A 17,992-nucleotide genomic window follows, 5' to 3' on the forward strand; every position below is an offset into this window, starting at 1 on the left:
CACAGATATATTGCCCAGAAAAAAACGCCGGCCTCGTGAGCCGGCGATTTTCATGGCGCGTCTACTACGTATCAGAACGGGCAGTCGGGATTGAAGCTGGGGCTGCGCTTTTCAAGGAACGCGTCAATGCCTTCCTTGCCTTCCGGCCCGGCGAAGCCTGTGAATTCAAATGCGAGCGACGCATCGAAAATCGGCATGGCCTGTTTGATCCAATGATTCAGCATCATCTTCGTCCATCGCTGTGCGGCCGGAGCGCCTTGCGCCAGGCGGTTGGCGATCTCCAGCGCGCGTGCTTCTACTTCCTCGTCCGGCAAGGCCAGCGACACCAGATTCATGCGCTCGGCCTCTTCACCGGTAATCGTATCCGCCGTGAGCAGGTAGTACTTCGCCTTGGCCATCCCGCAGAGCAGGGGCCAGATGATCGCAGCGTGATCGCCTGCGGCTACGCCGATCTTCAGATGGCCGTCAGAGAACTTGGCGTCTTTCGCCGCAATCGACACATCCGCCAGCAGCAGCGTCGCCAGACCGGCGCCCACCGCCCAGCCGCGCGCCGCCGTTACGATAGGCTTGCGGCAATCCAGCATATTGGTCACCAGATCACGCGATTCCTTCATCGCCCGCATGCGCAGCGCATAGTCGTCGCATACCTTGCGTTCATGCTTCAGGTCACCACCGGCGGAGAACGTCTTGCCGTCGCCTGTGAAGATCACCACATTCACGCTGTCGTCGGCGTCTACATCGCGCCAGATCTCCGACACCTCGCGGTGCATCTGGGCATCCATGGCACCCATCGTCAGCGGCGAGCGCATGGTGATGCGTAGCACCTTGGGGCCGGGACGATCAAAGGCGAGGCGTTCGTAGCGTGCGTAGCGGTCAGTCATGTCTTGTGTCTTCCTTCTGATTGAGAGAGGCGGGCGTTGTGGGGCACCCGAATTCAACTGTTAAAGATACATATGCAAAAGGCGTGCCAGGTATGGGAGGCTTGCTTTTGTGAGGGATTTCCCTAGGTGGATGCCGGGGAGTGACCGGGCCGCGGGGCGAAATATGTAATCGACAAGACCAGGGAGAGGCGCGATGTGTCCTCAGAGTGTCTTTATTTTGGGCACATGGCATAAAACGACGCAAGTTTGTCCAATTTCGCTGTGACGTGTTCGTTGTGGAGCACAAGGCCGAGTGATGAAATGAACATCTGTCGTCAGGCTACTAACTCACTCGGAGCATTCATTCGTGGCTGAAACCATCGCCGGTATCCACATTCCAGACAGTGCCATCGCACGCGCTGCCACTCAACTCGTTCGTGACACGGAGGACGATCTGCTCTATCACCACAGTCGCCGAGTGTTCTGTTGGGCGGCACTGACTGGAGAGCGTCGTGGCCTGGACTTTGACCCAGAGCTGCTGTATCTAGGCGCCATGTTTCACGATATGGGGCTGACAAAAACATACTCCAGTCGCGACTTGCGCTTTGAGGTTGATGGTGCGAACGCCGCTCGCGAATTCATGCGGGGCTATGGCGTTGCCGAACGCGACATCGAAGACGTTTGGACGGCGATCGCATTACATACGACACCAGGGATCCCCGAGCATATGCGACCCACCGTTGCGCTGGTAACGGCTGGGGTAGAAATGGATGTGCTGGGCATTGCTTATAACGATTTCACTCATGGCCAGCGTGAGCACGTATGCAAGTGCCATCCACGCGGACTGAACTTTAAAGAAAACATCATTGATCATTTCGCGGACGGCATACGTCATAAGCCGCTGACGACATTCGGCAACGTAAAAGCTGACGTGCTCGAGCTCAAGGACCCGGGCTACCAGAGGATGAATTTCTGCTCAATCATTCGAGGCTCAGCCTGGCCAAGTTGACCTAATAGGCTAGGTGCTTCTGGAACGCCGCGTGTATACCGAGAATCAGGGCGCGCGGCGGACCTGCTTTCTCCATGACGCGTTCGACGCAGGCTCCACTCATTGTCTGAAGCTGGCGCGATACTGCGCAGGCGTCACGCCTAGCCGTTCCTGGAAAACAATGCGCATGCGATCCGCAGCGCCGAAACCGCAGGCGTAGGCGACTGACTTCAGGGGACTATCGCTTGCTTCCAGCATTGTGCGCGCAGCGTCGACACGTATGCGTTGTACGAATTCGTGTGGCGTAACGCCGGTTTCCTGTATGAAGTGCCGAGTGAGATTACGGGGGCTCATCGATACTTCAACCGCCAGCGACGCCAGGGTGTGCCGTTTTTCAATGTCCGCCGTGATCAACGCCTGTATCCGTGCCACGGGCGAGTCGGGGTCCTGAACTGCAGTCAGGTAGGGACTGAATTGCGATTGACCGCCCTGGCGCTGTGCTACCACGACCAGCCGCTTGGCCACTGCCAGTGCAATGTCGCGTCCGTGGAGTTCGCGGACGAGCGCAAGTGTCATGTCTATCCCGGCCGTGACACCAGCGGATGTGATCAGGCGGCCATCGCGAATGTAGATGGCATCAGCTTCGACGTTGGCTCGGGGGAACATGGTTGCCAATTTCGCTGCGTTCTGCCAGTGTGTCGTGACGCGACGTTGTTCGAGCAGTCCTGCGTGGCCCAAGGTAAAGGCGCCGGTGCAGATAGAGCCATAGAGATCGGCATGGCTTGCCGCCCATTGCAGCCACTCGTTGAGCTGAAGATCCGGCGTCGCGTCTGGTAATGCAGGTCCGCCGGCGACGAGCACGATATCGAACGGTCGCGAGGTTTCGCTAAACGTCATATCCGCGATCAACCTCATTCGATTGGACGCATGAAGCGGAGCTCGCCTCGGCGCCACGAGGACTGTTTCATACCGGTCCCCTTCCTTCAAATGGCCATTGGCCTCATGGAATGTGTCGACCGGGCCTGCAACATCCAACGCCTGTACGCCCTCGTGAATGACGATAGCGACCGATCTGTTCTTCATCTTGCGCTCCTTGCGTTGAATATTTTTTTAGGCCGCACAGCTTTTCCGGGATGCCCTTACGTACCGCGCTTACTTACTACGCTTGACCATCGCCCGGATGGTTTCTGCCAACTCGTCCTGTGCTTGCTGTTCGCTGATATCACCGACAACGGTCGCCTGCGAAAGCGCATCCGCAGCCCCCAGCATTGCCCACAGGCTTGTCTGCGACACGCCCTGTGCGCCAGCAAAAGGTGCAAGGATCTGCTTGCACTTTTCGATGAAGGCCAACTGGTACTGGCGCTTGACCGCAGCCAGTTCCGCAGAGCCGCTGAGCGCTGCGAGCAGTTCTGGGATCTCGCGCCCCTGGGTCAGCACGCAGTTGACGTAGCTGGATGCGATGACGCGCGCCTTTTCGTTCAAGCTTGGCTTGCTCGCGGCAATCGCCGCATCAATCAGCGCGGTCTGGCGAATATCGTAATCCTCATAGAGCGCTGCCAGCAGTCCATTGCGCGTGCCGAAATGATCATAGGCCACGGGCTTGGTGACGCCAGCTTCTGCGGCAAGCCGTCCCAGTGTTAACGCGTCTGTGCCTTCATCGCTGATCAGTTTCCAAGACACATCCAGCAGTTGGCGCAGCCGCTCTTCCTTGGATAGGCGGCGAGGCGAAGCGGCCGCGGCCGCGCGTGAGGAGACTACCTGTGGACGATTTTTCATGCTTCGATTGCCTCTGCCTGTGTAGCAGCATGGGAAGCAAAAATCCCGCTACCGATTTCTCGTGCCGTATCGAGGTGCGCGTCGGGAAATCCGGCATCCGACGCAAGCAGCAACTCCGACGTCGCAACACGCGCGCCACAATAGCCGAAGATTCCGTGGTCGATTTGCGTCTTCATCGCATCGGAGTAACCATGCCGGACATATGTGCGCTGGCTGGCGCCACCCAATCCGATCAGATGTATTGGCAGGCGATGCAGTTTCTTGATGAGCTTGCCGTCTGCATCCTCCTCGTACGCCCAGCCCTGGGTGAATACCCGGTCGATCCATCCTTTGAGCAACCCAGGAAAAGACCACCAATACACCGGATAGACCAATACCAGGGCATCCGCGCGGTCGATGCGCGCATGCTCTGCCGCGACATCGGGCAATGGCTCCGCTTCCTTCAAATGCAGGGCCACGTCGGCCAGGGTAAATCGCGGGTCGAAACTCTCTGCAGCCAGGTCGGCGATTTCGAACGTGTTCTGAGAGCCCGATGCGGCTATCCCCTCTGCTATCTGGGCGGCAACTGCATGGGTCAGCGACGTTGGGTCAGGATGTGCGACGACGATAAGTGCATGCATGATTCGTTTACTCCATCGGAAGTTTTACCTACCAATGGTAACCTACTAATGGTAAGTTGTGTTTTTAATTTGATGGGGCGCGAAATTGATCGTTGTATTGACGGGAACAGAGCATGGGATCATCCGCTAGTTTCTGCTTGGTAGCAGGCCTGGCGTTTCGTGTTGTTCTGGGCACATCGCATTTCATCGGGTTTTGACCTGATCTGAAAAAAGCCTGTCCCGTTTTGTCAATCGACTTTGACCAGGGCTCCTAAAGTGTTCGCAACTGGTGTTCGCAACTGAGCCAACACTTTGCACTACGCTCAAAGGAGTCCGTTATGAACGATAAAAGCACGATCCAACCCTGGCAATGGCCAGAACAGGAATGGCGGCGTTTAGTCAGCCGTGTCAGAGCAGGGCGGCGGCTGCGTCCGCAGAAATGGAAAAACGGTGCGCAACTCGCTATCGCGTTGGCCTTTGACTCGGATCATGAGACCAACGAACTGCGCGACGGCGGCCGTTCGATCAATCGTCTTGCGTGGGGCCAATACGGCCACCGAGTTGGTGTCCCTCGTATCTTGGATTTGCTGGAGAAACACGCGGTCCCAGCCAGTTTCTATGTCCCAGCCGTGACAGCCTTGCTATACCCCGAAGAGCAGAAAAAAGTAATCACTGCTGGACATGAAATCGGCATCCATGGCTGGATTCACGAGCTGAATTCCAACCTCAGCATCGACGATGAGCGGAATTTGATGCTGCGTTCGCTCGACACGTTGGAAAAGGTGACGGGCAAGCGGCCCACGGGTTTTCGTTCGCCCTCGGCAGATTTCTCCGAAAACACGTTGCATCTGCTGCGTGAGCTGGGCATTTCGTACGATTCGTCGTTGGGGGCCGATGATGATTGCTACGAGCTGGAGATGCACGGCGAAGCCACCGGCATAGTCGAGATCCCCTTCGATTGGGTGCGCGATGACGCAGTCTATTTCCTGATGCACAGGTTCCAGGGGTTGCGTCCCTACACGCCGCCGACAGATGTGTTTGACATCTTCAAGCGCGAATTGGACGCTGCCTATACGGAAGGCGGTCTGTTCGAACTCACCATGCATCCGCATGTGATTACCAACCGCTCTCGGATTTGGATCCTGGACGAGTTAATACAGTACGCCAAGACGCTGCCGGGCGGAGTCTGGTTCGCGCGGCATGACGAGATCGTTGCCTATGTATTGGCGCATGGGGAAGAACAATGACATTACCTTTGCGAGTCTTTGTAGCGGGGTTCAAGCACGAAACCAACACTTTTGCCGCGCACCTGGCCGATTGGGCTGCGTTCGAACGCGGAGAGAGTTTTCCCCCTCCCGTTCACGGTCAGCCCATGCTGGATATGGTGATGAGGGTCGAGATTTCGGCGACGGGCTTTGCGCGTCAGGCGCAGCAGCGTGGCTGGACCCTGGTGCCTAGTCTGTGGTGTGGGGCGGTGCCTTCTTCCTATGTTACCGACGAGGCATTCGCGCGTATTTGTGAAACAATCGTGGCCGACGCGCAGCGCCTGGAGTACGACGCAATTTACCTCGAACTGCATGGTGCTGCGATGGCGCAATCGTTTGACGATGCCGAGGGTGAGCTGTTGACACGTATCCGTCGAGTGGTAGGGCCGTCAGTTCCTATTGTGGTCAGTCTGGATCTGCATGCGAACGTCACAAAAACCATGCTTGAACAGGCGGATGGCCTGGTTGCGTTTCGTACCTATCCGCACATCGATTACGTCAAAACCGGAGAGCGGGCCGCCGATTTACTCGAACGATACTTGCATAACGGCGGGCGTGAGGCGCTCAGCGTTGAACGGCTGCCGTATCTGATTCCGGTTAACTCTCAGGGCACCGCGTCCGATCCGGCAAAAGGCGCCTATGAGTTGTTGAACGAGATAGACGAACGCTTGGGCACGATGACCAGTTTCTGCATGGGATTCCCGTCTTCGGATTTCGATGAATGCGCTCCTGTATTGTGGTCTCACGGCGATCGTGCGGAGGAGGCCGTTGCCACCTTGCTAAAGCGGGTCGCGGAACCCACGCAATGGCGACTGAAGGCGCTGAAAGCAAGGGAGGCGGTCCTCTCCGGCCTGGAGCGCGCCGCCTCGACCCATCGCGCCGTTGTGATCGCAGATACACAAGACAATCCCGGCATTGGAGGCACCAGCTCGACAACAGGAATGTTGCACGCGTTACTGGATGCCAAGGCGGGCCAAGTATTCCCAGAGCGGGTGGCCCTAGCCGTACTTTATGATCCTGAGGCCGCTGCTGCCGCGCACCGTGCAGGAGTCGGGCAGACTTTGGAAATCCAGATCGGAGAATCGATCGAGACACCGACAGGGCAGAGTGAATCCCCTGTTTTTGGGACTTTCCGCGTCCTTGCTTTGTCAGATGGCGTGACGACGTTCAAGGGGCCCAAAATGACGGGCTTTCAAACCCGACTCGGTCCGAGCGCCTGTCTGGAAATCGATGGCGTGTTGATTGTCGTGGCGAGTGGCCGGATCGGAGCCCAGGACCGCGAGCTTTTCCGGATGGTGGGTATCAATCCGGAGGAAATGAAGATCATTGTCGTCAAGAGCACACAGCATTTCCGTGCCGATTTTGAAGCAGTCGTGGAAACCCCTGACACCGATATCCTGTATGCGTTGGCGCCCGGTATGCTGGCGGCCGATCCGGGCGACCTGCCGTGGAAAAAGCTTTCGCCTGCTACACGGGTTCGCCCCTGAAGCATTGACGTAGTCATTCGTCCCATGGACCAGGTTCTTGACCCCTTGCGATACCGATATCGTACCCATCCGAATCAGTGATTCCCCCAATATGTCTTGTCCCAATATGACAAGTGTATGTCCCATTTTGACAAAGTAGTTTTGGCGACTGGATCACTATGACGGTCAGGGCAGCTCATCATCACAGACTGATACGAAGCACAAATCGGGAGATGGGTTGTGCCCTCACAAGAAACAAGAACGCTGGTCCTAACCAACCTTTCGAGGGCGAAATGTCTACACAAATACCCGCGGTCAACGCTGCCGCTCACCCAGGGCCGTCTAACGCGACTACGAGGCCCAGCATAGCGAGCGTGCGTACGATCCTGGCACCGGTGATGGGCAATGTATTGGAGTGGTACGACTTCGCAGTCTATGCATTCGTTGCGGGTTTGATTGCAAAGAACTTCTTTCCCTCCAGCGATCCGGCGACGGCCTTGTTGGCGTCGTTTGCAGTATTCGGAGTTGGGTTTGTCGCCCGCCCTTTGGGCAGCATTGTGATCGGTCGAATTGGCGATACCCGGGGCCGCAAGGCTGCCTTGTTATTGACCGTCTACATGATGGCAGCGGGAACGCTGCTATTGGCAATACTGCCTACGTACGCAAGCGCGGGCATCATCGCGCCAGCATTGCTGGTGTTGGCGCGTCTGCTGCAGGGGTTCTCCGCTGGTGGTGAATGGAGCGGGGCGATCAGCTTCATCGTCGAATGGGCGCCCGAACGGCGCCGCGGCCTGTACGGCAGCCTGCACATGGTCGGTGTCGTCGGTGGCTTGTTGCTGGGATCTGGTGTGGCCGCCGTGCTCAATTCACTGTTAACGCCCGAAGAAATGCTTCAGTGGGGATGGCGCATGCCCTTTATCATCGGCTGCGTCATCGGACCCTTTGCACTGTGGATGCGCCGATCCATCGACGAGACGCCCGCTTTCGAGCAAGCGGCTGCGTTGCAAGAGCGTCCGATCCCCATGCTGCAGGACGGTGCGGGGTTCAAGCTGGCGGTCAAAGCATGCGGCATGTCAGTGCTGTCCAATGTCAGCTTCTACATACTGTTGTTCTACATGCCTACGTGGGTGACGTCGAATCTGCAGGTGACGGCATCCGAGGCATTGTGGGCCAATACCGTGGGACTATTGCTGCTGGCGGTGCTGACGCCAGTGTTTGGCCAGATATCTGACCTGATAGGCCGCAAGACCGTCCTGATGTTTTCCTGCGTGTTTGCATTGCTCGCTTCTTACCCGGCTTTTAACCATCTAGTGTCGTTGACGCCCGCAACACTGAAAGACCTGCTGTTGGTGCAATGTGTATTCTCGGTGATCCTCGCAGCTATCGCGGGTGGATTGCCAACGACGTTGGTCGAGATGTTCCCGACTCGCAATCGGACGACCTGGATGAGCATCGGGTACGGTGTTTCGGTGACGTTGTTTGGGGGCTTCGCGCCATTCGTAGCCGTGTGGTTGATTCAAAAATTCGAGACGCCGATTGCACCGGTGTATTACCTGATGGGTGGTGCGCTGTTGTCAGGCATAGTCACACTGTTTGCGCGAGAAACTGCCTTTGCCAAATTGAAGTAATCGCCGGCGGGACCATGCCCGTGCGGCGCAGGTCGAACGCAGCAGCAGATCTATTACTATTCGTACTGCCATCGGCCGCGTCGGTTGGGGAATAAGCAATGGAAGCGCGAAACAGAAGAACGATCCGAAGCGCCACGCTGGTAGGTTTCCCGGAGGCTGCCAGGGCTGTGGGATTAGATCCCGTAAAAATGTTGGCCGGCGTGGGCCTGGATATCGCCTGTATGGAGGATCTGGAAACTCAAATTTCCTTCGACGCATTTCTGAGACTCCTGGCCGAATGTGCTCGAGCGGCCGGTTGTCCAGACTTTGCGACACGCGCCGCGATTCAGCGTGGCATGCCCAACCTGGGAGAGGTCACGCTGTTAATGCGCGAGGCTGAAACCGTTGAGCAAGCGATCAATTTCTACACGTCCCATTTGACACTGCATGCCGACGGAACCTTTATCCAGTTGGATAAACGCTTTCAGAATCCTCTGGTAGTGATCGAGATCTCGGCACGCACACGAGAAGAATCCTTTCAATGTACGCAATTTGCATTGGTGGGTATAACGATGTTGGTGCGCTGGCTGCTGGGCGAAGATTTTCAACCCGATATGATTGCGCTCGCATTCGCCAAGCCCCCCAACATGCGAGTATTTCAGCGATTTTTTAAGTGTCCGGTTCAATACAAGCAGGTCTTGTCTGGGTTGGTCATCAACGAAAGCATCCTGCAGCGCACGCCGGTGACGTCATCCCCGTTTCTCAGACGCCTCGCCATGCAGCAGCTGACTCCCATCATGAAGCGCTCAGTGACCAGTTTCTCGAACAAGGTCGAGCGGCAGATGAGAAAAATGTTGGATGAGGGCGGTTGTGATGCGGAATCGTTGGCGGCCCATTTCAACATGGACCGCAGGACGGTGAGTCGGCATTTGTCGAGCGAGGGGGTGACGTTCTCGCGGATTCTCCAATGCGTGCGAGCGGATATTGCGACTCGTGCGTTGGCAGAAACCACCAGTTCGCTAGCCATGATTGCCGACCAAACAGGCTTTGAAAGCCTGAGCTCATTTTCTCGTTGGTTTCAGCAATCGTTCGGTTGCAGCGCTACCCACTGGCGCAGTCAACAGGCCGCACGAGATTCTGCGGAAGCTGGCGCCCTAATGAGCCTGGATAAACAACGCTAGCCGATGTATGTTGTAGTGCAGCCGCTGTAAGAGGGCTTGACCGTCTCTGCCTCAATGGAACCGCTCGCCGCGCTCAAGCTGGGCAAGGATTTTTGACAACCGCCTGGCGCGTGTCTCGGGACGCTTGGCCGTGTGAAGCCGATAGTAGATCGAATAGAGGTTCTTGCGATCCAACGTCTGGAAAAAGGCCAGAGCGGCAGGTATTGCCTCCAGAGCATCCAGAAAGTCTTGCGGGATGGTCATGGCGGCGGAGCCTTCGTAGGCGCTATCCCATTGACCACCAGCCTTTGCCGCCTCGACATGAGCGAGGCCCGCAGGCGTCATTCGCCCCTCTGCGATGAGCCGAGTCGCATGCTCGCGGTTCTTGGCAGACCAGTTTGACTTCTGCTTTCGAGGCGTTAGACGTTGCATAAACGAAGCCTCATCTAGCGGCAGCTTTTGCCCATCGATCCAGCCAAAACGGATAGCTTCGATCACGCAGTCTGTCCACGTGACCGATTGCTTGCCAGATCCTTTCTTGAATATCTGCACCCACACCTCGCTGCTGTGCTGATGATGACTCATCAACCACTCGCTCAATTCTGCAGAGTTCCGGAAGGCGATTGTTTCGTGTTTGCTCTGGGACATGCCATGAGGTTAGCAGAACTGAGAGCACGGCTGGTTATGTTGAATCCTGGGGGTGCCCAATGATAGAGGCGTTCGACTTCGTCGGATCGTCGTCAATCGAAATCCGTGGCGATGGACATCTCGCGCCACGCATCAATATCTCGACGGAACATTTCCAACTTGCGTTCTGCCTGTGAGTGCGCATGTGGGCCGATCGGTAAGTGCAGTGGCGGATCATCGGCATCGATCGCCCGAATCATCACGGCGACAGCTTTGCTCGGGTCCCCCAGTTGTCGTCCGTCGTTGCTCTCGCGATAGATGCGGGCGGCGCCTCCGCTTGCCGCATAGGCCTCGAGCTTCTGTCTGGCGACCGCGATAGAGCGCCCCAGGAACTCGGTGCGAAACGGCCCCGGCTCGACGATCAACACCCGAATATCCATAGGCGCTACTTCTTGCGCGAGTGCCTCTGACAAGCCTTCAACCGCAAATTTAGTTGCGTTGTAATAACCACGCCCACCCGTGCCGAGGATGCCGGCTCCAGATGAGAGGTTCACGATCCGACCTCCTTTGGTGCGACGCATTAGTGGCAGCGCGGCACGTGTCACCTCAATCAGGCCAAAAACGTTGACCTCGAACAGAGGGCGATATTCGTCTGACGTAGCCTCCTCAATCGCTCCCATGAACCCATGTCCGGCATTGTTGACCAGTACGTTCAGTTTGCCAAAGGTCTCCTCTGTCATCGCTATGGCAGCCCGTATCGTCTCTGGCCTGGTGACGTCCAGAGAAGCAAGGCGCACCGTATTGGGGTAGCGCTGCGCCAGATCTCTCAGGGTATCCAGGTTCCGTGCCGTTGCTACGACCTCGTCTCCGCGGGCTGCTGCCTCCTGAGCCAAATGCCGCCCGAAGCCGCTCGAACAACCGGTTATCAACCAAGTCTTTTTCATGCCTTTTCCCTTTCGCTTAATCGTGCGCTCAACAGTTCATTCCAACGCTAGGGTGGTATGTTGATATCAACAGAATTGTTTGAGAACTGCCATTTTTGTATATTGGTTGTACATTTTTGAACGCACAGGGTCTATGGCATGGAATGGAGCGATGTTCGAATCTATCTGGCAGTCGTCCGCTGCGGATCTTTCGGCGAGGCTGCCCGCAGCTTAGGCGTGAGTCATCCAACGGTCGGGCGCCGGATAAAGGCACTCGAAGACGAGGCAGAGCAGCCGCTCTTTCGCAGAACGGGAGATGGACTGGTGCTCACGGACGCCGGAGACACTGTACTCGCGTTGGCGGAGTCCATGGAGAACTCCGCCTTGGCAATGGAAAGGCGTCTGGCAGGCAATCACGAGCGACTCGAAGGTATCCTGCGGATATCTTGCGCAGAGTGGTTTGCCGGCTATGTGCTGGCCCCTGTCCTGGCCGAACTGACGCATCGCCATCCAGCCGTTGTGCCAGAGGTGATCGCGAGCTATCGATTGCTCAACCTATCGCGCCGTGATGCCGACGTGGCCTTTCGCATCGTTCCCTTCACCGAGCCGGACATTGTTCAACGCCGGCTGATGACGATGTCATATGGTCTTTATGGCTCGGCCGAAACCGCGCGTGCAATGCGGGACGATCCGAGTTCTGTGGGGCTTATTCTGATGAATACGGCGCAATCCCATTTTCCTGATGTCGTCTGGCTACTCGACAGGTTTCCACATTCACGGCGTGTCTTCACAAGCACGAGCCGAGCTGTTCAGGCGCAGATGTGCCTGCGCGGCATGGGCGTTGCCGTACTGCCAAGGCCGCTTGGCGATGCAATGTCCGGGCTGCAGCGTGTCGAAACACCAGATGAGATTCCACCCCGAGATATATGGGTGGGCTACCATCACGATCTGCGACATATGGATCGCTTGCGAGCGATGCTGGATATTGCCGATGCGATGCTCGCGGATTCGGCGATTGCAACACAATGGCCCCGTGCGTAGTCGGACCGTTTATTGCCACTGATGGGGCCTCGTCTGCGCAGGACTATTGATGCTTTTGTAGACAACAGTCTGTAGCTCTTGTTGCTATTTATCTATCTTCCTATCACCCCTAGAGTAGTGCTTCCAATGCACTATTCGGAAGTTAGAAAGCAAATGAAGATCGGTATTTTGAATGCAGGCAATGTCGGCAGTCGCCTGGCGAGAGCCTGGGCAGCCGCAGGTCATGACCTCGTCATTGCGAAGGACGGCGAGGATCGAAAGATCGCCCCGTTGCTTGCAGAATTGGGTGACAGGGCCCGGCTCGGCACGATTCGCGAGGCCGCCGAATTCGGCGAGGTCGTTCTGTTCTCCATCTACTGGCCGAGAGTCGATGCGATCGTCAACGAAGTGGACGATGCGCTCGATGGCAAGGTCGTGATCGAAACGATGAACCCGCTCGGCGTTACTGCCGAGTTCGTGCATTTCCACGATCTGGACTTTATGCGCGACAACTCGACCTCCGAGGTCTTGCAACAGCGCTTGCCGAAGGCTCGGATCGTCAAGTCATTCAACCTGTTGGCGGCGCCGCTGCTTGAGGCCGCTGCGTGGTCGAAGTCGCTGGTACAACCGAATGTCTTCTATGTCAGTGACGACGCAGCGGCTGGGCTGCTGACGCGCGGTTTGATCGCTGATGCCGGCTTCAAGCCTGTCAACGCCGGCCCGCTCAAGGGCGCCCGGCAACTGGAGCAGGCCGGCGTTCTGTTGCACCACGTCGTAGACCATGAATATGGCGGGAACGCCGACGACTTGATCCGCCTTGGCCTTTCGGTAATCGAGGCGAGTGGCGGCTACAAGCTCTGATCCCGCCTGGGAGGAGCTAGCTCCTACAACAATGAAAGATGGTATGACAAAGACTGGCAGGTGCTCGACGTTGTGCTAAAAAGTAGTAGAGCGAAACCCAACGAAAAGCGGAGGCTTTGCATGTACTTCATCGGCTATCACGGCACGAGCGAGGCGTCGGCCGTCAACATTCTCACAGTAGGAGTCCAGGAGCGGTTTCTGCCGCCGACGGGGCAGATCGGCCGGGGGTTCTATGTCGCAAAAATGAATGGCAAGCTGCCGAACTGGGGGGCTGAACAAGCGACTGCGCCCTCCCGCGCGCGTCAGCCACGATTTGTTCAAATCGTCAGCTGGCTTACCGGCGAGGCGAGGAACCCATGGCTCGACAGCAGTGCCAAGCGAACGATCCTGAAAATCTATGCCACGCGTCCGTTGTTGCGCTGCAAGTGGAACATAATGAATTCCGGTGATTTGGGATTCTTGAAGGCCGCGCTGTACAACAATGGCGGCCCGGGTTTGGATCTGGCGGGCGACGGCCAATGGCTTCAGATGGTGATACCGCCAGAGGAGCTTCAGTACCTGCGTGCGAGGCGAGATGATGGACTGTTCGAGATGCCGCAGAATTGGCATTCGAAAGAGGCGAGAACCTGAAGGGGCTGATGGGAATTGGGGTTGCGTGACAAGGGGGGGCAGCGGCCTCGGGCGGGCCGGTGGCCCGGGAGGGAAGATGAGCTGCCCTCCCGCTAGAGGTTGTGACCTCGCCGGCTTAATTAATTCGTCGTAATGTGGCCGACTTCGATCACGCGTTTCCAACGATCATATTCTTCTGCCTGGAATTTCTCGAACTCGGCGGGGGTGTTTCCGACGATCTCGAAACCCAGCTCCAACAACTTGGGTTTGATGGATGGGTCATTGAGGCTTTCGACGATCGCGTTACGGAGCTTGTCGCGGATAGTGACCGGCAGCCCTTTGGGTGCAGCAAACGCTTGCCAGGATGTGACCGTGACACCTTTCAAGCCCTGTTCTTCCATCGTCGGTACGTCAGGCAGCAGGGGAGAGCGCTTGGCGCTGGTGACAGCCAGCGCACGCAACTTACCAGACTGTACGTGCGTAAGGCACGTATTGATATTCGAGAACGACGCATCTACCTGACCACCTAGCAGATCGACGATCGCTGGTGCGCCACCCCTATAAGGAACGTGCGTGCCTTCGGTCTGCGTTTCCTGCCAGAACAGCGCCGCAGTCAAGTGATCCGAGGTGCCGTTGCCCGCCGACGCGAACGTCATCTTGCCTGGATTGGCTTTGAGATACTCGATGACGTCTTTCAACGACTTGAATGGTGAGTTCGCATTAACGACCAGAACGTTGGGCGCTTGGACCGCAACGGTGATGAAGTCGAAGTCCTTGCGTGCGTCGTAGCCAGGATTGGATACCAGATGAGGCGAGATGACGAACGGGCCGAGCGACGACACGAGGATGGTGTCACCATCGGGCGCCGCTCGCTTCGCATAAGCAGCCCCAACTGTGCCCCCCGCTCCGGGCTTGTTCTCGGTCAGGAACGTGCCGCCCAGCTTGTCTCCGACCTTCTGAGCGACGGTTCGAGCGATGAGGTCTGTCGAACCGCCCGGTGGGAACGGGACCAAGAACGTAACGGGCTTGTTGGGCCAAGCGGCCGCAGTGTCGGCTGCCGTGGCGACCGCTGGCGCCACCATCGCGACGCTGAAGGCAAGCAGAGTGGAAAACAGGCGTCTCATCATTTAGATATCTCCTCAGTATTGGTGTCAGCACTTGAATAGGTATGAGTCCCCGCAGGACGCGGGGGCTGGGCTGGTCGTGATGCGTCTAGGCGCGCTTACCCACCTCGACTTGCTCGCGGGTCCAGGTGCGTGCCTGGTCCGTCAGCGTCAGGCCAAGGCCTGGCCGGTTGGGCACCAGCATGCGGCCATTGCTCGTCTCCAGGCGTTCGTGGAAGAGAGGTTCCAACCAGTCGAAGTGTTCGACCCACGGTTCGGTCGGATAGATCGCAGCAAGGTGGACATGCAATTCCATCGCGAAGTGGGGAGCGAGCATCAAACCCGCGCTGTCGGCTTGCGAAAGAATCTTGAGAAAGGGCGTAATTCCACCGACGCGAGGCGCATCGGGCTGGATATAGTCGGCGGCGCGGTGGCGGATGAGGTCGCCATGTTCCGCTGCACTCGTCAGCATTTCACCGGTGGCGATAGGTGTGTCAAATGCAGCAGCTAGAGCCGCGTGCCCTTCATGATCGTAGGCGTCCAAAGGTTCTTCGATCCACACCAGGTTGAACTGTTCGAAGATTCGGCACATGCGTTGGGCGGTAGGGCGGTCCCATTGTTGGTTGGCGTCGACCATCAGCGGCACGTCGTCACCCAGATGTTTGCGTACGGCTTCCACACGACGGATGTCCAACTGGCGGTCTGGCTGGCCAACCTTGAGCTTGATACCGCCGATTCCTCTTTCGCGGGACGCCGAGGCATTCACCAGCAACTGCTCGGTCGGCGTATGCAGAAAGCCGCCTGAGGTGTTGTAGCAAGCCACGGAGTCGCGATAGGCGCCCAGCAATTTTGCCAGCGGAAGGTTGGCGCGGCGAGCCTTCAGGTCATAGAGTGCGACGTCGAAAGCCGCGATGGCCTGGGTCGACAGCCCACTACGGCCGACGGATGCCCCCGCCCAAGCCAGCTTGACCCAGAGACGGCCGATATCGCTGGGATCCTCGCCCAACAGGACCGGCGCGATTTCCTTGGCGTGTGCGAATTGCCCCGGACCACCCGCCCGTTTCGAGTAGCTGATACCCAGACCTTCATGGCCATCTTTGGTCTGAAGCTCGACGAAAAGCAGCGCTACTTCGGTCATGGGCTTTTGCCGGCCAGTCAATACCTTGGCATCGCTGATCGGGGTCGCCAGTGGCAGGTAGCATGAGGAAATACGTATCCAGCTGATGCTGTCGGCTGCTAGGGGTGAGTTCATTTTGTGTCTCTTGAGGTCGGAACTATTCACGTCGTCGGATCAATGGACAACGTTGTCATTTTTGGGGAAAAAATGTGCACTGAGCCATATCATGATTAAAAAGAGGACCCTGTTTGATCCCTGCATCACTAATGTTCAGTGCGTCATCGGAAAAAATGATAACGTTGTCCAATCGCTCCATCAAACCTTTTTTTACTGGGGTTTACCCTGGTTCTCAGTTCAATGCCTTCCGTCAAACAAAAGTCGATAACCCTGCGTGAAGTCGCCCGTGAAGCCGGTGTCTCCCTCATTACTGCGTCGCGTGCATTGGGCAATCCTGGCCGCGTTTCAGCCAAGACAGTGGAGCGAGTACAGGCCGCTGCTGAGGCGGTCGGGTATATCCCTAATCTGCTAGCGGGAGGGCTCAAATCGCGCCGTAGTCGAACGGTGGCTGCGCTTGTTCCAATCATCTCAGTCCAGCAGTTTCTGCCAACGATAGAAGCGTTGACCCAACTGTTGGACCGGGAGGGGTATCAACTATTGCTGGGGCAGACGGGCTACGACAGGGCACGCGAAGCGGACCTGCTTAACTCCATGGTTGGACGGCAGGTCGATGGCATAGTGATGGCTGGCCTTCTGAGTGACACGCCGGCAAGGGAGCGGGTTCGAGCGGCGGGAATTCCACTGGTGGAGACATGGGATATCACCGATGAACCGTTCGACATGCTTGTCGGTTTTTCCCACCTGAATGTAGGCCGCGCCGTCGCGGATTACTTCCTGGGCAAGGGATGGACGCGGGTTGGCGTGGCGACCGGAGACGATCAACGGGCCTTGATACGCCAACAGGGCTTTATCGATCGAATCGGGCATGATGTGCCCACCGCGTTCGTGCCGGCACCGAGTAATGTTGGATCGGGCAGGCGAGCTGCTGCTGAGCTCCTGGAGAAATATCCGTCGATGCGGGCGATCTTTTGCAGTTCCGACACGCTTGCAGAAGGTGTGCTGATAGAGGCTCGCGCACGTGGTTTGCGAGTGCCCGAGGACCTGGCTGTGTGCGGCTTTGGCGGTACGAGTTTTTCAAGCTATCTGATGCCCACGCTTACGACGGTGCACGTCGATGGTTCCCGGATCGGCGCAGAAGCTGCCCGCATTCTCCTTGCCCGCTGCAGGGGGGAGACACCCAAGGAACAATTTATCGATGTCGGGTTTGGCATCATTGAAAGGGAGTCAACGGCGGGGCGATGACGAAATGTTGGTGGGGCAATTCAGACGCGCCCCATCGACGAACAGAGCAACCACCATATCGAATTCCTGGCGTAGATCGAGACGAGGCTCTGTGAGCCAGCGCATCAGCGCGCCGAGATACAAGTAGTGGAAATAAGTCCCAAGCTGCTCTGCTGGGCGCTCAGCGCGTAGTTCTCCTCGTTCTTGCGCTGCGGCGATCAACATCTGCCAGACGGGCAAGAGGCCTGTGTCTTTCTCTGCTGCTGCGCTCGGATCGAAAGTCGCAAACTTGTGCCGGATATAAGGCAGCAAGTAATCCGTGTGCTGCTCGCACCACTGCGCAGATCCGTGCAACAAGTCCAAGACACTACTGCGGAAGCTGGCTTGGCTATCAATGTGGAAATCCTGCTGCGCCAAATCCTTTGCCAATTCATCCTCCAGCACGCGCTCCAATAGCGTCTCCTTTACAGGGAAATATTTGTACAAGGTGCGTTTGGACACGGTTGCCTGGCCGGCGATCTGTTCCATCGTCACATGCGTATAGCCATGCGATTGGAACAGTTGCTGAGCAACACGCTGGATGTGCGTAGGGATCTCTGCGCGGCGGTCGGGTCGTATGAGCTTGCGTGGCATGCGTGATGATGTTGCGGCGGGTGAAAAATGATATGCTAAA

18 protein-coding genes are annotated in these 17,992 nt (G+C 57.2%); 9 read left to right on the top strand and 9 right to left on the bottom strand.

The window, feature by feature from the left end:
* Positions 1 to 71 precede the first annotated feature (71 nt).
* Positions 72 to 881, bottom strand: coding sequence for an enoyl-CoA hydratase/isomerase family protein (locus ACYVI2_RS17810; protein WP_415815997.1), 810 nt, complete (start codon positions 879 to 881; stop codon positions 72 to 74).
* 346 nt (positions 882 to 1,227) lie between these two features.
* Here ACYVI2_RS17810 and ACYVI2_RS17815 point away from each other — a divergent pair, with 346 nt between their 5' ends.
* The gene (locus ACYVI2_RS17815; protein ID WP_415815999.1) at positions 1,228 to 1,869 is read left to right on the top strand and encodes an HD domain-containing protein; all 642 of its coding nucleotides are present in this window, start codon (positions 1,228 to 1,230) and stop codon (positions 1,867 to 1,869) included.
* A 99-nt stretch (positions 1,870 to 1,968) separates the two neighbouring features.
* On the opposite strand, the gene ACYVI2_RS17820 is transcribed toward ACYVI2_RS17815, so the two are convergent.
* From ACYVI2_RS17820 to ACYVI2_RS17830, 3 genes are all read right to left on the bottom strand, one after another.
* Positions 1,969 to 2,931 (bottom strand): GlxA family transcriptional regulator, encoded by a 963-nt coding sequence (locus ACYVI2_RS17820; RefSeq protein ID WP_415816001.1) that lies wholly within the window; start codon positions 2,929 to 2,931, stop codon positions 1,969 to 1,971.
* Between the two features lie 69 nt (positions 2,932 to 3,000).
* Positions 3,001 to 3,624, bottom strand: a complete 624-nt coding sequence (locus tag ACYVI2_RS17825; protein WP_415816003.1) for a TetR/AcrR family transcriptional regulator — start codon at positions 3,622 to 3,624, stop codon at positions 3,001 to 3,003.
* The gene (locus ACYVI2_RS17830) at positions 3,621 to 4,244 is read right to left on the bottom strand and encodes an NAD(P)H-dependent oxidoreductase (protein ID WP_415816005.1); all 624 of its coding nucleotides are present in this window, start codon (positions 4,242 to 4,244) and stop codon (positions 3,621 to 3,623) included. Before ACYVI2_RS17830 ends, ACYVI2_RS17825 begins: the two co-directional genes overlap by 4 nt.
* A 317-nt stretch (positions 4,245 to 4,561) precedes the next feature.
* Here ACYVI2_RS17830 and ACYVI2_RS17835 point away from each other — a divergent pair, with 317 nt between their 5' ends.
* The 4 genes from ACYVI2_RS17835 (at position 4,562) to ACYVI2_RS17850 (ending at position 9,742) form a co-directional block, all read left to right on the top strand.
* Positions 4,562 to 5,470: a polysaccharide deacetylase family protein gene (locus tag ACYVI2_RS17835; RefSeq protein ID WP_415816007.1), complete on the top strand. Its 909-nt coding sequence runs from the start codon at positions 4,562 to 4,564 to the stop codon at positions 5,468 to 5,470.
* The gene (locus ACYVI2_RS17840; RefSeq protein ID WP_415816009.1) at positions 5,467 to 6,975 is read left to right on the top strand and encodes a M81 family metallopeptidase; all 1,509 of its coding nucleotides are present in this window, start codon (positions 5,467 to 5,469) and stop codon (positions 6,973 to 6,975) included. Before ACYVI2_RS17835 ends, ACYVI2_RS17840 begins: the two co-directional genes overlap by 4 nt.
* 353 nt (positions 6,976 to 7,328) lie before the next feature.
* Positions 7,329 to 8,582 carry an MFS transporter gene (locus ACYVI2_RS17845; RefSeq protein WP_415816011.1) on the top strand — a complete coding sequence of 418 codons (1,254 nt, stop codon included), beginning with the start codon at positions 7,329 to 7,331 and terminating at the stop codon, positions 8,580 to 8,582.
* 167 nt (positions 8,583 to 8,749) lie between these two features.
* Positions 8,750 to 9,742 (top strand): AraC family transcriptional regulator ligand-binding domain-containing protein, encoded by a 993-nt coding sequence (locus ACYVI2_RS17850; RefSeq protein ID WP_415816013.1) that lies wholly within the window; start codon positions 8,750 to 8,752, stop codon positions 9,740 to 9,742.
* Between the two features lie 51 nt (positions 9,743 to 9,793).
* Here the strand turns inward: ACYVI2_RS17850 and ACYVI2_RS17855 are convergent, their stop codons facing one another.
* Together ACYVI2_RS17855 and ACYVI2_RS17860 are read right to left on the bottom strand one after the other, a co-directional pair.
* Entirely contained in the window at positions 9,794 to 10,306 is a 513-nt protein-coding gene (locus tag ACYVI2_RS17855; protein ID WP_415816015.1) for a YdeI/OmpD-associated family protein, read from the bottom strand.
* Positions 10,307 to 10,461: 155 nt separating this feature from the next.
* Positions 10,462 to 11,292, bottom strand: coding sequence for an oxidoreductase (locus tag ACYVI2_RS17860; protein ID WP_415816017.1), 831 nt, complete (start codon positions 11,290 to 11,292; stop codon positions 10,462 to 10,464).
* Between the two features lie 138 nt (positions 11,293 to 11,430).
* On the opposite strand from ACYVI2_RS17860, the gene ACYVI2_RS17865 reads away from it, so the two are divergent.
* The 3 genes from ACYVI2_RS17865 to ACYVI2_RS17875 all read left to right on the top strand — a co-directional run bounded on the left by ACYVI2_RS17865 (position 11,431) and on the right by ACYVI2_RS17875 (position 13,782).
* Positions 11,431 to 12,312 carry a LysR family transcriptional regulator gene (locus ACYVI2_RS17865; protein ID WP_415816019.1) on the top strand — a complete coding sequence of 294 codons (882 nt, stop codon included), beginning with the start codon at positions 11,431 to 11,433 and terminating at the stop codon, positions 12,310 to 12,312.
* 153 nt (positions 12,313 to 12,465) lie between these two features.
* Positions 12,466 to 13,152, top strand: coding sequence for an NADPH-dependent F420 reductase (locus ACYVI2_RS17870; protein ID WP_415816021.1), 687 nt, complete (start codon positions 12,466 to 12,468; stop codon positions 13,150 to 13,152).
* Between the two features lie 120 nt (positions 13,153 to 13,272).
* Positions 13,273 to 13,782, top strand: a complete 510-nt coding sequence (locus tag ACYVI2_RS17875; RefSeq protein WP_415816023.1) for a hypothetical protein — start codon at positions 13,273 to 13,275, stop codon at positions 13,780 to 13,782.
* A 119-nt stretch (positions 13,783 to 13,901) separates the two neighbouring features.
* On the opposite strand, the gene ACYVI2_RS17880 is transcribed toward ACYVI2_RS17875, so the two are convergent.
* On the bottom strand, positions 13,902 to 14,885 hold the full coding sequence (locus ACYVI2_RS17880; RefSeq protein WP_415816506.1) for a Bug family tripartite tricarboxylate transporter substrate binding protein: 984 nt from the start codon (positions 14,883 to 14,885) through the stop codon (positions 13,902 to 13,904).
* An 88-nt stretch (positions 14,886 to 14,973) separates the two neighbouring features.
* Complete coding sequence (locus tag ACYVI2_RS17885; protein WP_415816025.1) at positions 14,974 to 16,116, bottom strand: L-talarate/galactarate dehydratase; 1,143 nt, start codon at positions 16,114 to 16,116, stop codon at positions 14,974 to 14,976.
* 222 nt (positions 16,117 to 16,338) lie between these two features.
* On the opposite strand from ACYVI2_RS17885, the gene ACYVI2_RS17890 reads away from it, so the two are divergent.
* Positions 16,339 to 17,340 (top strand): LacI family DNA-binding transcriptional regulator, encoded by a 1,002-nt coding sequence (locus tag ACYVI2_RS17890; protein WP_415816027.1) that lies wholly within the window; start codon positions 16,339 to 16,341, stop codon positions 17,338 to 17,340.
* Here the strand turns inward: ACYVI2_RS17890 and ACYVI2_RS17895 are convergent.
* Complete coding sequence (locus tag ACYVI2_RS17895; protein WP_415816029.1) at positions 17,323 to 17,952, bottom strand: TetR/AcrR family transcriptional regulator; 630 nt, start codon at positions 17,950 to 17,952, stop codon at positions 17,323 to 17,325. The genes ACYVI2_RS17890 and ACYVI2_RS17895 overlap by 18 nt on opposite strands.
* Between the last annotated feature and the right edge of the window lie 40 nt (positions 17,953 to 17,992).

The organism is Bordetella tumbae, from assembly GCF_054780995.1.

Excerpts from the sequence above, each read along its gene's own strand:
- ACYVI2_RS17810 (WP_415815997.1), bottom strand. The coding sequence starts at position 881 with ATGACTGACCGCTACGCACGCTACGAACGCCTCGCCTTTGATCGTCCC.
- ACYVI2_RS17820 (WP_415816001.1), bottom strand. The coding sequence starts at position 2,931 with ATGAAGAACAGATCGGTCGCTATCGTCATTCACGAGGGCGTACAGGCG.
- ACYVI2_RS17825 (WP_415816003.1), bottom strand. The coding sequence starts at position 3,624 with ATGAAAAATCGTCCACAGGTAGTCTCCTCACGCGCGGCCGCGGCCGCT.
- ACYVI2_RS17830 (WP_415816005.1), bottom strand. The coding sequence starts at position 4,244 with ATGCATGCACTTATCGTCGTCGCACATCCTGACCCAACGTCGCTGACC.
- ACYVI2_RS17835 (WP_415816007.1), top strand. The coding sequence starts at position 4,562 with ATGAACGATAAAAGCACGATCCAACCCTGGCAATGGCCAGAACAGGAA.
- ACYVI2_RS17840 (WP_415816009.1), top strand. The coding sequence starts at position 5,467 with ATGACATTACCTTTGCGAGTCTTTGTAGCGGGGTTCAAGCACGAAACC.
- ACYVI2_RS17855 (WP_415816015.1), bottom strand. The coding sequence starts at position 10,306 with ATGAGTCATCATCAGCACAGCAGCGAGGTGTGGGTGCAGATATTCAAG.
- ACYVI2_RS17860 (WP_415816017.1), bottom strand. The coding sequence starts at position 11,292 with ATGAAAAAGACTTGGTTGATAACCGGTTGTTCGAGCGGCTTCGGGCGG.
- ACYVI2_RS17865 (WP_415816019.1), top strand. The coding sequence starts at position 11,431 with ATGGAATGGAGCGATGTTCGAATCTATCTGGCAGTCGTCCGCTGCGGA.
- ACYVI2_RS17870 (WP_415816021.1), top strand. The coding sequence starts at position 12,466 with ATGAAGATCGGTATTTTGAATGCAGGCAATGTCGGCAGTCGCCTGGCG.
- ACYVI2_RS17875 (WP_415816023.1), top strand. The coding sequence starts at position 13,273 with ATGTACTTCATCGGCTATCACGGCACGAGCGAGGCGTCGGCCGTCAAC.
- ACYVI2_RS17880 (WP_415816506.1), bottom strand. The coding sequence starts at position 14,885 with ATGAGACGCCTGTTTTCCACTCTGCTTGCCTTCAGCGTCGCGATGGTG.
- ACYVI2_RS17885 (WP_415816025.1), bottom strand. The coding sequence starts at position 16,116 with ATGAACTCACCCCTAGCAGCCGACAGCATCAGCTGGATACGTATTTCC.
- ACYVI2_RS17890 (WP_415816027.1), top strand. The coding sequence starts at position 16,339 with ATGCCTTCCGTCAAACAAAAGTCGATAACCCTGCGTGAAGTCGCCCGT.
- ACYVI2_RS17895 (WP_415816029.1), bottom strand. The coding sequence starts at position 17,952 with ATGCCACGCAAGCTCATACGACCCGACCGCCGCGCAGAGATCCCTACG.